Below are 15,085 nucleotides of genomic sequence, written 5' to 3' on the forward strand. Positions count from 1 at the left end.
GAAAAAAGCCGACACTTGTCGGCTTTTCCACTAGTAAATTATACCATAAATTAACGAAGTAATTGAAGAACACCTTGTGGTTGTTGATTAGCCTGTGCAAGCATTGCTTGTGCAGCTTGAGATAAAATAGAACTCTTAGTTTGAGTCATCATCTCTTTTGCCATGTCAACATCACGGATACGTGACTCAGCAGCTGTTAAGTTTTCAGCAGATGTTCCTAGGTTATTGATTGTGTGCTCTAAACGGTTCTGAGAAGCACCAAGCTTAGAACGCTCAGCTGATACAGTTTGAATCGCTTTGTTAAATACTTCTACTGCAACAGTTGCATTTTTGTGAGTAGATACATCAAGTGCACGTTGAACAGCAGTATTATTTGTTCCGTTTGTAACAACCATAGTTGTTCCAGTCGTATATGTTACAGATGCTGCAGTACCATTAATGTTAATTGTAGTACCAGTTGCTGCTCCAGAAGTAGCAACAGTTAAAGCAGCTGAACGCATGTCACCAATTGCAACTGACATACTTTGTAGACCATTTGCTCCGATTTGGAAGTTTACAGCGTTTGTAGTTGTTGACTTTGTTCCATTTAGTAACTTTTGAGTGTTGAACTCTGTTGTATTACCGATACGGTTAATTTCAGATGTTAATTGGTTGATCTCTTTTTGGATTTCTCCACGATCTGTACCAGTATTTGTATCGTTAGCAGATTGAACAGCTAATTCACGCATACGTTGAAGGATTGAGTGAGTTTCGTTTAAAGCACCTTCAGCTGTTTGGATTAAAGAGATACCATCTTGAGCATTACGAGAAGCCTGATCCCAACCACGGATTTGCCCACGCATCTTCTCTGAAATTGCTAGTCCAGCTGCGTCATCACCTGCACGGTTAATACGAAGACCAGAAGATAACTTTTCCATTGATTTAGATTGTGCAGTTGAAGCACTATTTAACTGACGGTGAGTATTAAGAGCTGCAATATTGTGATTAATTCTCATTTTGAATTTCCTCCTTGAATTTGGATTCCACATCCTTGTGGAATATTATAATTTTATAGTTAAACAGTTTCTAAAGTCGGCCGCCTCTAGTAGCTGTTTGCCTTACATACTATATATCGACATGTTCCTTCATTGTTTAATAGTTTTTTAGAACTTTTTTTAAAAAACTTTATAATTATTTAAGTGCATTTTTTAAACCATGTAACAGCATTCGTATAATTTATAAAGAACAAAAAAACCAGACTACAAAAACGTCTGGTTAGTGTCTAATTATTATCATTCCAAGATTCATTTAATTTCTTTAGAATATCTAATGGAGATGAGAGTGCTTGATTATTTTCATTTTGAATAGCTAGATATACCTCTTTTCGATGAATATCTATATTCTTAGGGGCATTAATCCCGATTTTCACTTGATCCCCACTTATGCTCAAGATGGTGATTTCGATATCATCACCAATTTGAATGGATTCGTTTGTTCTCCTTGTTAATACAAGCAAGTTCCCACCCCCTATTTGACAGCTTCTTTAAAGATTGAATGCTTTGTATGGTAATCTGTCCCTGTTAATATAACTTGTTTACCTAATCTCTTTTCTATATTAATGACAACAGGAGCCTGCAAGTTTACCGTGGTTTTTTGAAATGGGTCTTGTACGGTTAATATAACGTATACTGCAACATTCTCTTCTGCTGTTAGTTCGAGGGAATGGACAACTTGATCCTCAAGAGTAAAATCATATTCTTTAAAAAATATGAATGGGTCTGCAATTACAAATGCAAGTCCAGCTGTTAAAGCTGACTGTAAAATAAAGAAAACAGAATCATCACTGTACGGAAGGAGAACAAATTTCTTTTCCTCAAGAAAACCTGGAATTCCTTTTTCAAATAGAATGATCTCATTTTCGTCAATTTCCTGTTCCCCATGGTATCTGGTTTCTAGCCTCAGTTTCATCACAACCTTATAACATATTATTTTACTAGTTTATCCAAAACAAAACTTAATTAACAAAATCAATCTGTAATCTTGGGTAGCTTTCCATCATATATTCTACCTTCCCTGGAGAATAATTAAGGATTGGCTTATTCGGCTGTACTTCAATAATTGGTTTTTTAGCTTCTACCTGAATGTTAACCTTTTTAGGAGTATAATTAATTTTAACGCTATCATGAGAAGGTATCCACGCAATATTAAATTGGTGCTCTTTAATACTATTTTGCTTAGCTATTCTAGCAATAGCATTTCCCTTGTTCTCAACCCTCATAAGTTGATCACCTTCAGTAGCTCTTCTGGCGATACCTTTTAGTGAATCTTGTTTCCCTTGTTGAGCAAATTCTTGAATTCTTTTTGCAATGCTCTTAAGATCTACATCCTCCCTAGCCTGTGTCTGATCAATGGTTAGTTTACTTGGAGTTGAAGTAATGTTTAAATCCGCTGACGGTTGTTGTATGTTCATTTCGGCCTTAGGCTGTTGAATATCAACCTTGGCATGATGTGTTCGTATACCAAGTTGAGCTCGAGTAGATTGTATTTGAATCTTTGGGATTTGCATATATAAATGTCCCCCTATGTATTTTAAAATAGCTATCTTTCCGAATGAAAGATAGCTACCAAGTTTTATCTTAAGAAGTCCAGTAAAGAAGGTTGAATTATACGAGCCCCAACACCTAATGCTGCTCGATGAACACTTTCTTGTGTGGTTAAATCAGTAATAACCTTTTCAATATTTGCATCTTCATTATCCGAAAGTATACGACTTGAAAATACCTCTTGAGAACTTAAACGTTCTTCCATAAGTTCCACTCTATTTTGTCTTGCTCCAACATCTGCTCTAGTTGAAATAATATTATTAATGTTTGCATCTAACCTCGAGAGATAACTATCAATGGCATTTCCCGGTGCACCGACTGCACCTGTTAAATCATCAATTAAAGCGGAAATATCTCCAAATAAGTTTGTACCACCAGTTGCACTATTATCGCCAAATAATCCTTTAGCATTAGCATTAACTGGTATTTGAACTCCATCAAACACTTCAATTGATATACTATTAGGGTTAATATTTACTCCAGGGTTTGTTGGGTTATTCTTATCTAACGGTGGTGTTGTGGTAGAAGTTCCATTAAAGATATACTTACCTGCCATCTTAGAGTTTCCAACATCAATTAATTGTTCCCTAAGCTGCTTAATCTCCGCTGCAATACTCTTTCGCTCATCAGGTGTATATACCCCATTACTAGCATTAACAGTTAACTCTCTAATTCTTTGGATGGCACTAGTTGCCTGATCCAACGCAACATCTGTACTATCAAGGAAATTATTAACTTCAGCAATATTACGCTGGTATTGTTCAATATTGTTTAAATCCCCACGGTAGCTAATTCCTCTCATTGCCACAACTGGATCATCAGAGGGTTTGGTGATTTTCTTACCAGTAGCTAGCTGGTTTTGAATGACATCAAGTCTATTATAGCTTTTATTTAGATTTCGAAGCATACTATTTGTAAGAATACCCTGTGTAATACGCATTTATCTATTCACCTCTACCTTCCGCCTGTACCAAGCCCATTAATAATACGTTCAAGCATTTCATCAATCACGGTAATATTTCTCGCAGATGCATTATATGCATGCTGAAACTTAATCATATTCGTCATTTCTTCATCAATTGAAACACCACTTACCGATTGACGGTTATTATCCACTGAAGTCAGAAGTACTTCCGAGTTTAGCTTTAATCTTTGTGCTTCCTGTCCCTCAACTGCCATCGCACCAATCATACCTTGATAAAAAGCATCAAGGTTTCCGGCTATACCTACTACAGATGCCTGATCTCCAAACGTACTTACCTGCTTACTCATAATAGCTGCTAATTCTAATGCATTAGAGCCATCTCCAGCACTATTGTCTTGTTTAGCAGCAGCAATCAACCCAGGATTTGTAAAAATATCCTGATTAACCTTTATTGTCTTAGCTGATGTAACATCCATAAAGAATGCTGGTGCATTTAAGTTCGTATCGTACTGTTTTCCACTTTCATGAACTCTATTAAACTCTGTGGCAAATGCATTTGCTAGTTTATCTAGATCATTCAGCATTCTCATATAAGAACCTGCAACCTGACCATTACCATCCTTATATCCGTAAGATTCAATCAGGCCATTCAACTTACCAAAGAAGTCAAATTTTGTAATAGGTGTTCCACCCTGTATCGTAACACCACTAACATATTCTACGGGGTTACCATTTACTACTTCAGTAGCATAGCTCACGCCAACAGGTTTAACTGTAAAATTAGTCCCGTCTACTAATGTTCCATAAGATGTTGTATTCGTACGATCCATAAGCTCAATTTTATAACTTCCTTCAGCACTAGCTAATGCATTACCGTAATTTGCTGGCTTTTCACTTGTAACTTTTACATTAACAAGAGTTGTGAGCTGGTCAACTAGACTATCTCTTTGATCGTACAGATCATTTGGTAAATATCCGTGTGGTTCAATTTCTGTGATTTGCTTATTTAAACTATTTATTTGGGTTAATAGAGTATTGATAGAATTAGTAGTTACTTCTAATTCTGACTTAATATCAACCTTAACTGTTGATAGAGTAGTAGATAAATAGTTAAATGTATCAGCAACCGCTTGTCCACGTTGTGCTACTACCAGACGCGCTCCATCATCCTCTGGGTTTGTCGCTAAGTCCTGTAATGAATTCCAAAAACGATTCATCGTATTTGCTAATCCATCATCAGAAGGCTCATTCATAATTTGTTCCATTTTATATAAAGCTTCACTCTTTGAGCTGTAATATCCGTTTTTCATACTTTCGCCACGATATTGAATATCTAAAAATTGCTCACGTACTCTAGCAATAGAGCCTGCTTCTACACCAGTTCCTAAAAGCCCTGGCATCATTGGACGGTTCATTGATGCTGCAGGAAATGCCTCCGTTTGTTGCATATTCACCACTTGCCTTGAATATCCTGGAGTATTTGCGTTCGAAATATTATGACCCGTCACATATAAAGCGGACTGCTGAGTAACCATTCCCCTTCTTGCTGTTTCTAATCCATGAAACGTAGATCGCATTCCTTTTCCTCCTATGCTTTCGAGTCAAACACTGAACGCTTAACAGGTTCTGCTTGACCTTTATTAGTTGGTTTATTGTAGTTCATATTCTGTGTTCTTGGCATTAGAAGATCTAATGAATAATTAACAAATTGTAGGGAGGAATAGACTAATTCCTGATTTAACGTATTTATTGACTTTAACTCTTCAAGTTGAGTGTAGAGCTGATCGCGAAGAGAAACTAATTTGTCTGCTTCTTCACTAGAAAGACCTTCAATAACATCCGTTAGTGTTGGTTCATCACCTTTTATAGCATGACCACTTACTAAGCGCATTACCTGTTGCTTCCGCTCTTCTTCAAGCTTATTAATCGCCATTACATGTTTGTTCTCATCCTTAAGTATTGAGGAAAGAGCTTCAATGTCACCCTTCTTAATGACTTCCGTTTTCTGTGTGCCAAGCTTGTGCAAGCTCTGATGTAATGCTAATAGCTTATTTAACGTATCTATAAGTTTTTCAGATTTCATATCCACTCACCTCTCTCTTTACAAAAAATGAAGGACTTGAGTCGGCCCAAATCCTGATTTTAATGTTTTAGTTTTTCGAAAAATATTGAATAACGCTTTTAGCTACAGATTCAGCATCAACCTGGTAAGATCCTGCTTCAACCTGTTGTTTTAATGCCTGGATTTTATCTAATCTCTCAGCAGCCACTTTAGAGGTAACTTGCATTTCTTTTGCAGCTGAAGATATTTCAACCTTATCTGCTCTAGTCGCTGATTTTTCGGCACCTTGCACTTTATTTAAATTCTTCTTATATGGGTTCACATTTAGTGAATTTATGTTATTTATTTTCATCATATTTGACTCCTTCTCACTCCGATAAGAGTTTCTTATACCTATAGTATCGGATGAAAAGGCAAAAAGTTTACATTTTTAGAGTAAATTATTTCTTATTTCCTTAAAAACGTAGCTGTTTTTTCCCTTTTTACTCTTTCTTCTTCATTCTGAAGCTGTTTTAAATCCGCATGTATTCCTTTTGCACAATTTTCACACACTCGACCTTGTCTAATGATTGTTTTACATTTTTCACAAGGGTACCCAAGATTCGGAAACTGAGCGAGCTTCAACTTCCCTGTTCGGATCCATTTGATCACTAACGTTTCTTCTACTTCCGTTGCTTCTGAAACTTCTACTAGTGTTGCCATTCTGTTTTCCTTTTTGCGGATATATTCATAAACGGTTTCAAATAGTTTTTGTTCTTCCTTATAGCAAGCCGGACATACATCATGCATAGGTGTAGCCACAAATAGCTTGTCACAAAGTGGGCAATTCGCTAGTTCTCCCATAATAACACCAATCCTTTTTTCTACTGTGATATCTATTATATCGACAAAGTTCGTCATACTTAAAGTGCAAAGTTTTGGAATGTTTTAGCTTCGTATGAGGGTTAAGGAAGAAACTTGTTTAGCTCCTTCTTGAAGTAGAAGCTGGGCTGCATGACGTATCGTGGTACCTGTAGTGTAGATATCGTCTATTAGAAGGATATGGTTATCTTGTAGATGTATGTGGGGGAGTAATATAAAGGGATTCTCAGTAGAAATACGTTCCTGACGATTTTTTTTACTTTGTTTGGATTCTTCCTTTTTTACCAAGAGTGGTACAGCATTACTCGTTATTAGCTGCGCTAAGACTTCCGCTTGATTAAAACCTCTTTCATAAAGTCGCTCATCACTTAGCGGAATAAAGCTTATTAGATCAATCTTGGTAAAGTCTCTTATAAATACTTTTCTCATCTCCGCTTCAAAAGCTTTATATAACTCATAATCTCCACGAAATTTAAACTGATTTAAAATCATCTTCATTCCTTCATTATATTGATAAATGGAGCGGTTCTTCACTCTATATTTACTCCAATATGGATGTTCTCCCCACCTGAGACAGTCAGTACACCTTGACTCAAAGTTGCCCATTCTGCCACAGTCCTCGCATACGTGGCCTTCAATTAGGTGAAGCTCTCTTTTACATCGATAACAAATGTTTTCTTGTTTTATCAAAATCGTCGAAACCCAACTAACTACAGCAATTGACTCATGACAAACTAAACATTGACTCATTTTAATAACCCTTTCTCTACTGCCTGTTTATTCATGCTCATAATCTGTTTTTTAGCGGAAACCATCGCTCCTGTCTTGCCAAAGTGAAAATATAAAATCTCACCCGTTGGATCTGCCGTGCTCCTCCCGACTCTTCCAGCTATCTGAACCAAGGTACTCTCAGTAAATACCCCGTCATCAGCACCTAAAACACCTACATCTGTTTTCGGTATCGTAACTCCCCGTTCTAAAATAGTCGTGGTTAGAAGAATTGGTATAACACCAGCACGAAAACTAGCCACTTTTTCTTTTCGTAGTGGGTCTTTAGAATGAACGCCTTCAATCGCTTCGGAGATTTCTCTCACCAAGGGCAATAAATCTTCCAACACCTCAATCGATGGCACAAACAAAAATGCCTGGCGTTTCGATTCCAGCTTTTCCTGAAGCCACACCATAATAACAGATGGAATCTTCCTTTTTAATATGTACTTCCTCCAGTTCCCACACCAACGATACTCAGGTACAGGTAAAGGATGACCGTGAAAGCGAGCCGGAATGGTCACGGATTCGATTTGGTTTTGATAAACTTTCTTCTTCCATTTTGAATCGGGAGTTGCTGTTAAATAAATCGTTGAGGATGTTTCCTTTTTAGCTTGTTGAACTGCTCGCTGTAACATAGCGTCAAATGAATAGGGGAAAGCATCTACCTCATCAATAATAATGACGTCAAATGCTTTGTAATAACGAAGTAATTGATGAGTAGTTGCAATTGTAATAGGTGCAAGACAGCGAGGGTCAGAACTTCCACCATAAAGAGAATGTACGATAACGTCTGGAAATACACTTTTTATCCTCGGAGCTAACTCAATTACCACATCAGTCCTCGGCGTGGCAAGACAAACATATTTACCAAGAGATAATGCCAGAGAAATTCCTTCAAAAAGAACCTCCGTCTTTCCAGCACCACACACAGCCCAGATCAGCAATTCAGAATCCTTCGTGATTACACTCACAAGCTCACTGGATGCGTTGGCTTGTCCTTTAGATACCACACCGTCCCATACTAAAGGGGTTTCATATTGAAAGGTCTCCACTGATCCACCCCAACTAACTAAAGGTGTACATTCACTCACTCGTCCCATCGCAATACACTTACGACAATACGTACAAGTTTTCTTACACCTAGCACAACCAAACCTTGCAAACAAAGCATCTTCCTGATTACCACACCTAACACACTCATATAATCCTTTTATTCTTTTAACACCATAATGATACTGAATATAACCATGCTCATAATGCTCTTGTAAAACTTCTAACGGAAAGGGAATTTCATCAATGAGTAGACGTCTTCCTTGAAGGGTTTGTTGAAGATCGACGGAGAAATTAAAAGTGGGGTCTAGCGTGATAGCCTCTAAATATAAGTCACTAATACGAGAGCCATGTTCCGAGGGTTTTAACATTTTATCATCTTGCGAAAACAGCATATAGCCTCCTTTTTATTAAAAGACTCCCAAAAAGGGAGCCCCTATTTTATATACCATCCTAAACCAATTGCACCCTCACCAAGATGAGTACCAATAACCGGTCCAAAATGGCTAATAATAATTTCAACATTTGGATAATTTGCTTCTAACTCTGCCTTAAGCTCCGTTGCTTCCTCTAAGCGGTTAGCATGAATGATTGTTGCAACGATAGGCTGTCCATCTTTTGCATCATCATTGAACAATTCAAACATCCGCTTGATCGCCTTTTTACGAGTTCGAATCTTTTCAAAAGGAACAATCTTTTTGTCAACAAAATGAAGCACTGGCTTCACTTGTAACAAGCTCCCAACAAAAGCTTGAGCACTACTTAAGCGACCGCCTCTTTGTAAGTGAGATAAATCATCGACCATAAAATAGGCTTTAAGTGATTTCTTCATTTCATCCAGTCTGGCAATGATCTCTTCAGGGCCCTTTCCTGCTTGAGCAAGCTTTGCTGCCTCAAGCACATAAAAACCTTGTGGCATAGCACTGATCTCTGAATCATATGGATATACCTTTATGGCGTCAACCATATTACCTGCAGCAACAGCCCCTTGATAGGTACCACTGATTCCACTAGATAAATGAATACTAATAACTGCGTCATACTCATGAGACAGCTCGCTATATAAATTTACACAAAGTCCGATTGCCGGCTGAGATGTTTTCGGTAGCTCACCACCATGACTTACCTTTTCATAAAAATCTTCTGTTGTAATCTCGGCTTCCTCTTGATAGGATTCATTGCCGAATACAACATTAAGAGGTAGCATATGTATATTCCATTTTTCTCGTAATTCTTTGGGTATGTATGAAGTACTATCCGTCACTACGGCTGTTTTCATTGTTTTACCTTCCTTATTTAAGAGGTTTTACCATTCTAGACCATTTTAACATGATATTTGTCATAGGTGTATCAGTATATTTATCATATGCAACATTAAATCATATTAGTATAGTGATTTTACCGTCTGATTTAAACAAACGTTTAATTAACTCTCATCTACAATGTTGTACTGAAGCGCTTTATTACCCCTGGTAAAAATTTAACTTCAAACACATTTCAAAAAATATTATCCAATAAAAACAAAAAGATAACCAAGGTATCCCCTGATTATCCCCATTGTTTCTATTTTACCTCAACCCAACCATTTTTAATCGATACGACAACAGCTTGAGTACGATCATTCACATTCATTTTAGTAAGAATATTACTCACATGATTCTTAACTGTCTTTTCACTGATGAAAAGTATTTCACCAATACTACGGTTACTTTTACCATCTGCAAGTAATTGCAACACTTCACATTCACGTCTAGTTAATAAATGAAGTGGACGTCTTACTTCTACTTCTTTTTTTAATGTTCCTTGATTACTAGAAGCCAAGCGTCGGTATTCCTTGACAAGATTATGCGTAACCTTAGGATGTAAGTAAGAACCTCCATCAGCTACAACCTTTACAGCCTCAACAAGCTGTTCAGCATCCATTTCCTTTAACAAGTATCCTTGTGCACCTGTTTTCAATGCATGTGAAACATAGTTTTCATCGTCATGAATAGATAAGATAATCACTTTTGTCTCGGGGAACCTCGCTACTAACTGACCTGTAGCCTCCACACCATTTAATGTTGGCATATTTATATCCATAATCACTACATCTGGTTGATGTTGCTCTACAAGACCAAGCGCCTGAGAGCCATCATCACCCTCTGCTATTACTTCAAAATTTGCTTCAAAATCTAAAATCCGCTTAACTCCTTCACGGAATAACTGGTGATCATCAATAATTATGATATTTGTCTTCTTCAAAAGTTTCGCCTCCCACAGCTATTCAACTAAGCATTTAACGGAATCTTCATTAAGATGGTTGTCCCAGCATCGAGTTTAGAGTCAATTGAAATCTGTCCTTCTAAAATCTCAATTCTTTCTCTCATTCCAATTAAACCAAAGGACTTCTCTTTTTTCTCTTCTATATTAAATCCTTTTCCATTATCTTTCACAACAACCGTAATCTGTTCACGTTGGATTTCTAGTTTAACATGGATCTCAGAAGCTGCCGAATGCTTACACGCGTTTTGAACAGATTCTTGTATTAATCGAAACAACGCTACCTCAAGCTTCGCTGGTAACCTTTGTTCACTACCAAGATGGATAAAACGTATAGTAGCATGATTATTATAGTCTTCGATAGTATCTAAGTATTTTTTGAGGGTAGGAATCAGACCAAGATCATCCAATGCCATCGGGCGTAGGTCATAAATGATTCTTCTAACCTCATATAAGGCATTCCTTACCATCTTTCGTAAATTACGAATTTCAAGAATTGCTTCCTCGCCACTACGCTCACGATATATTTTTTCAATTAAATCTGATCTCATCATAACATTAGCTAGCATTTGAGCAGGTCCATCATGAATTTCACGAGATAACCGCTTACGCTCATCTTCTTGTGCCTCAATAATCTTCAAACCGTAATCCTGTTTTTGCTTAGCATCCTCAACCATATCTCCAAAAGCTCTTAAATCACTATCCAGGTAATTTAGCACGACCGAAATTTGACCAACCAAAGAATCAGCACGCTCAATTGTTTCAGTCAAACCGATTAGTCTACGTTCAATTTCATCACGACGGTCACGAAGCTGTTTTTCCTTTTGGCGAATGACAGTAAGCTCCATTTGTAGGGTATGTGCCTTTTCATAAGCTTCACGTATTTCTCCCTCTGTATAGCTCTTAAAATGCTGACTAACTTCAGAGAGTCGTTTTCTAGCAAATTTAGTATGAACCTCAAGCTTGTCCCCCTCTTCAATAATCGATAAGACTCGCTCCTTTAAATCCTTTAATTCCTCAGCTAATGAATCAAATTCCTGACGGGACTGTTCACCAATTCGAAAAATTTCATCCTTACTAACCTCAACGGTATCTACCATTTTGACTAGGATCTCATCTAACATCTTACTATCAAGTTTGGTCTTCTTTTTAGCAGGCATTTGTATTCCTCCACATTAACAGTACAAAAACCATCAAAGTATTACTAGCAACTTCCTACCTATTTATACTACTTATATTATAGGACAAAAGAGCCAGAGTACACTATAAAATTCGACAATTATGAGATACTAAGTAATTCGAAACATGGAGCAGCTCTGTGACGTCTAATTAATAAACAACACACCCCTAAACTGATCTATGCCTATTAATAAGCGAGGTCAAATATCTTGAATTAACTTAAGTTTCAGAACGATAGTGTGTAAGAATTTTTTTGATGCTAACTTCAATAGGAAAAAATAAATAATTGATGTAAAAATGCTGTCGATTTATAATGAAAGAAGTATGTTCTTTTGAGGATGTTCTTTTAATACTATTTATATCGGATAACCTCGCTGGAAAAAGGGAGGGTAAAGCTATGCTGTTAAGCTATAAAACGGTACAAGGCTATGGCCATAATGAAATTCATATACAAAAGTCAAGGTTTATTTGTTATGTTAATCGAGCAACCACGGAGGAAGAAGCACAAGGTTTTATCCAAGAAATTAAAAAACAGCATCGTGATGCTAACCATAATTGTTCAGCTTACTTAATTGGTGAAAATAACCAAATTCAAAAAGCTAATGATGATGGAGAACCAAGTGGTACAGCTGGCGTTCCAATGCTAGAAGTACTTAAAAAAAAGGATTTAAAAGACACAGTCGTAGTGGTAACTAGATACTTCGGTGGAATAAAGCTAGGTGCAGGTGGACTGATCCGTGCGTATGGTTCGGCAACATCTGAAGGAATAAATTTTGTCGGAATAGTTGAACGTAAGCTTATGAGGGTTATGAGTGTAAAGGTCGATTATACTTGGGTTGGAAAGATTGAAAATGAACTAAGATCTTCTGAATATCAATTAAAAGATACACATTATACAGATATTGTCGAATTTGAAATTTATGTAGAAGAAAGTCAAACTGATTCATTCTCCAAGTGGATGGTAGAAATGACGAATGGACAGGGCGTTATTTTAAATGGTGTATTGGAGTACTTAGAGAAGAAAACTATATAAGAGTTTCACTGAGGGGAAGTTTTTTAATGAATAAAAATGACTCAAGAGATATATTGAGGAAAAATAAAAAGAAAAGCAAGCTTAAAAGAATTCTGCTTTTTTCAACTGTGGTCCTTTGTTTAGTAAGTATATATGTAGGTAGTTTGTTTTTTCAAACTTATAATGCCGCAAGTAACTCTTATGTAGAAATCAAAGACCGTGAAGATAAATCGAAGTTACGTATAAAGCCAGTTGAGATTTCTAACGATCCTGTTTCAGTATTAATTCTTGGAGTAGAGGATTATTCTGGAGAATATGATAGAGGCCGTTCTGATACGTTAATTGTCGCTACTTTTAATCCAACAGACCAAACACTAAAAATGCTTAGTATTCCGCGAGACACAAGGGTCGAAATTCCCGATTACAAAATGGACAAAATAAACCATGCTTATTCGTTAGGTGATAAGGAACTAACTATTGATACAGTAGAAGAATTCCTAGAAATCCCCATTGATTATTATGTAACTGTTAATTTTCAAGGCTTTATCAATATTGTTGATGAGCTTGGTGGAGTAACAGTAGATGTTCCGTTTGACTTTGATGATATTAATGGAAAAAGAGAAACGTTCTATTTTGAAGAGGGTGAAATGACGTTATCTGGAGAAGCTGCTTTAGTCTATGCAAGAATGAGGAAGAAAGATCCACGAGGTGATTTCGGACGAAATGATCGACAAAAACAAATCGTTTCAGCAGTAATCGACAAACTTTCAACGACAACTGCTCTTACAAAGATTGATGATATTGTCTTAGAGATTGGAAATAATGTAGAAACAAACGTCAAGCTTGGAGAAGCTATTACCTTCAGACAAAAATACAAAGATTTTAATTCTTCAAAGATTGAAACCCTTAATATCGAGGGGTATGACTTTTATCAAGATAATATTTATTACTTCGACCCTGATGATGAAAAGCTAGAAACCCTTAAACACGAACTACAGAAACATCTAGAACAGAATCCAGCTACTCAACCTACTACAGAAACAAATAAAACCTTATCAAGTAATGATAGTTAGATTTTGTTTTTTAAAATTTGAGCCTAAAAACAAAAGGGGAAGCCAATTAGGCTTCCTTTTTGTTTAATATACTAGATCCAGCATTAGGATTTAACTAATTAGTATTATTTATATTTAAATGTTCTTTTAGTTTATCCTGAATAACAGTCAAACTATCTTCTTTAGGAACGTAATAATAAATCCTATTTATTCTTGAATTCTCCCCTTCAAGTGTTAGATTCTCACTGTCGTTTAAATCTATATTCTTATACATACCAGCAAAATTCACTAACTCTCCTGGCTTTAAGTTAGTTTCAACATTAGAACCAACATGCTCTGCAATATCAGTAGCCTTAAATAAAATAGTTGGGTTATTAACCTTACTTACCAGTGCTTTTACAGCTTGCTTCTGGCGCTCTATTCTTCCGAAATCTCCCTGTTTATCCTGTGATCTCATTCTTACATAAGCAAGGGCTTCTTCCCCATTCAAGCTTTGAACGCCCTTAGTAAAGTACAGCTTTTTATAGGCTTCTTCATCACTATATTCCCAAAAATCAAATGGAACATCTACTGAAATACCGCCTACTTCATCTACAATTTCTTTAAATCCTTCGAAGTTTACTTTTGCATAATAGTCTATAGGTATATCAAGAAAGTTTTCTACTGTCTCTATAGTAAGATCTGATCCACCGAAAACATGTGCATGGTTAATTTTATCCTTTCCACGCCCTGGTAGTTCAACATATGTGTCTCTTGGGATACTAACCATTTTCATACTTTTATCAACAGGATTAAATGTAATAATAACCAAAGAATCAGTACGTCCATTTTTACCACCACTACTGTAATCTTCTAATCCCATTAATAAGATGGAAATCGGATCTTTATGAACAACTACTGCTTCCTCTCTCTTTTTAGACTTATCGCCTCTTTCTAAGTCTTTAAATGAGTTACTTGCAGCATTATAGCTGCTATACAAGAAATATCCTAAACAAATGGCTGCTATTGAGAACGTAATTAATATGGTATAAATTACTTTCTTCTTACGTCTCTTTTTTTTGTCAAATAGTTTATCTGCTCTATTATTAGTCATACTTCATTTACATCCCCTTTAAATTTCAACACCACTAGCATAGGAATTCTGAATTTTAATTTCAAAAACAAAGATAGGATCAATGCTCCTATCTTCAAAAAACGTATTTAAAAAAAATTAAGGCAATAACGATAAGAAACTAGTATAAATCATATGAAACATAACAATAATATATTCCAAAACTAATTATCTATCATAGTATTGTATTTAGAATACCTAATTTCAACATTTTACTA

Annotated in this window: 17 protein-coding genes; 2 read left to right on the forward strand and 15 right to left on the reverse strand. The window is 36.2% G+C overall.

What is annotated here, in order from left to right; all coding sequences use genetic code 11:
• Nucleotides 1-50: 50 nt before the first annotated feature.
• From hag to G4D63_RS11175, 14 genes are all read right to left on the reverse strand, one after another.
• A complete protein-coding gene (gene hag / locus G4D63_RS11110; protein WP_163179712.1) occupies nt 51-995 on the reverse strand; it encodes a flagellin Hag in 945 nt (314 codons plus the stop codon).
• A 266-nt stretch (nt 996-1,261) separates the two neighbouring features.
• Complete coding sequence (gene csrA, locus G4D63_RS11115) at nt 1,262-1,495, reverse strand: carbon storage regulator CsrA (protein ID WP_163179713.1); 234 nt, start codon at nt 1,493-1,495, stop codon at nt 1,262-1,264.
• Nucleotides 1,496-1,506: 11 nt separating this feature from the next.
• The gene (gene fliW / locus G4D63_RS11120) at nt 1,507-1,941 is read right to left on the reverse strand and encodes a flagellar assembly protein FliW (RefSeq protein ID WP_163179911.1); all 435 of its coding nucleotides are present in this window, start codon (nt 1,939-1,941) and stop codon (nt 1,507-1,509) included.
• Between the two features lie 52 nt (nt 1,942-1,993).
• Entirely contained in the window at nt 1,994-2,545 is a 552-nt protein-coding gene (locus tag G4D63_RS11125) for a DUF6470 family protein (protein ID WP_163179714.1), read from the reverse strand.
• A gap of 65 nt (nt 2,546-2,610) precedes the next feature.
• The gene (flgL, locus tag G4D63_RS11130; protein WP_163179715.1) at nt 2,611-3,522 is read right to left on the reverse strand and encodes a flagellar hook-associated protein FlgL; all 912 of its coding nucleotides are present in this window, start codon (nt 3,520-3,522) and stop codon (nt 2,611-2,613) included.
• A gap of 14 nt (nt 3,523-3,536) precedes the next feature.
• The gene (gene flgK / locus G4D63_RS11135) at nt 3,537-5,084 is read right to left on the reverse strand and encodes a flagellar hook-associated protein FlgK (RefSeq protein ID WP_163179716.1); all 1,548 of its coding nucleotides are present in this window, start codon (nt 5,082-5,084) and stop codon (nt 3,537-3,539) included.
• Between the two features lie 11 nt (nt 5,085-5,095).
• On the reverse strand, nt 5,096-5,590 hold the full coding sequence (locus G4D63_RS11140; protein WP_163179717.1) for a flagellar protein FlgN: 495 nt from the start codon (nt 5,588-5,590) through the stop codon (nt 5,096-5,098).
• A gap of 67 nt (nt 5,591-5,657) precedes the next feature.
• Nucleotides 5,658-5,924 (reverse strand): flagellar biosynthesis anti-sigma factor FlgM, encoded by a 267-nt coding sequence (gene flgM, locus G4D63_RS11145; protein ID WP_239585944.1) that lies wholly within the window; start codon nt 5,922-5,924, stop codon nt 5,658-5,660.
• Nucleotides 5,925-6,016: 92 nt separating this feature from the next.
• On the reverse strand, nt 6,017-6,412 hold the full coding sequence (locus G4D63_RS11150; protein ID WP_163179718.1) for a TIGR03826 family flagellar region protein: 396 nt from the start codon (nt 6,410-6,412) through the stop codon (nt 6,017-6,019).
• An 84-nt stretch (nt 6,413-6,496) separates the two neighbouring features.
• A complete protein-coding gene (locus G4D63_RS21860) occupies nt 6,497-6,964 on the reverse strand; it encodes a ComF family protein (RefSeq protein WP_338023934.1) in 468 nt (155 codons plus the stop codon).
• A 212-nt stretch (nt 6,965-7,176) separates the two neighbouring features.
• Nucleotides 7,177-8,646: an ATP-dependent helicase ComFA gene (locus G4D63_RS11160; RefSeq protein WP_163179720.1), complete on the reverse strand. Its 1,470-nt coding sequence runs from the start codon at nt 8,644-8,646 to the stop codon at nt 7,177-7,179.
• A 41-nt stretch (nt 8,647-8,687) separates the two neighbouring features.
• Nucleotides 8,688-9,530, reverse strand: coding sequence for a DegV family protein (locus G4D63_RS11165; RefSeq protein ID WP_163179721.1), 843 nt, complete (start codon nt 9,528-9,530; stop codon nt 8,688-8,690).
• Nucleotides 9,531-9,814: 284 nt separating this feature from the next.
• Complete coding sequence (locus tag G4D63_RS11170; protein WP_163179722.1) at nt 9,815-10,495, reverse strand: response regulator; 681 nt, start codon at nt 10,493-10,495, stop codon at nt 9,815-9,817.
• 26 nt (nt 10,496-10,521) lie between these two features.
• Nucleotides 10,522-11,673, reverse strand: a complete 1,152-nt coding sequence (locus G4D63_RS11175) for a sensor histidine kinase (protein ID WP_239585945.1) — start codon at nt 11,671-11,673, stop codon at nt 10,522-10,524.
• 416 nt (nt 11,674-12,089) lie between these two features.
• Here G4D63_RS11175 and G4D63_RS11180 point away from each other — a divergent pair, with 416 nt between their 5' ends.
• Together G4D63_RS11180 and G4D63_RS11185 are read left to right on the forward strand one after the other, a co-directional pair.
• Entirely contained in the window at nt 12,090-12,725 is a 636-nt protein-coding gene (locus G4D63_RS11180) for a YigZ family protein (RefSeq protein ID WP_163179723.1), read from the forward strand.
• 26 nt (nt 12,726-12,751) lie between these two features.
• Nucleotides 12,752-13,777: an LCP family protein gene (locus G4D63_RS11185; protein WP_163179724.1), complete on the forward strand. Its 1,026-nt coding sequence runs from the start codon at nt 12,752-12,754 to the stop codon at nt 13,775-13,777.
• Nucleotides 13,778-13,871: 94 nt separating this feature from the next.
• Here G4D63_RS11185 and G4D63_RS11190 read toward each other — a convergent pair whose 3' ends face one another.
• Nucleotides 13,872-14,849 carry an LCP family protein gene (locus G4D63_RS11190; protein WP_163179725.1) on the reverse strand — a complete coding sequence of 326 codons (978 nt, stop codon included), beginning with the start codon at nt 14,847-14,849 and terminating at the stop codon, nt 13,872-13,874.
• Nucleotides 14,850-15,085: the final 236 nt, after the last annotated feature.

Source organism: Bacillus mesophilus (assembly GCF_011008845.1).
Lineage (GTDB): Bacteria > Bacillota > Bacilli > Bacillales > SA4 > Bacillus_BS > Bacillus_BS mesophilus.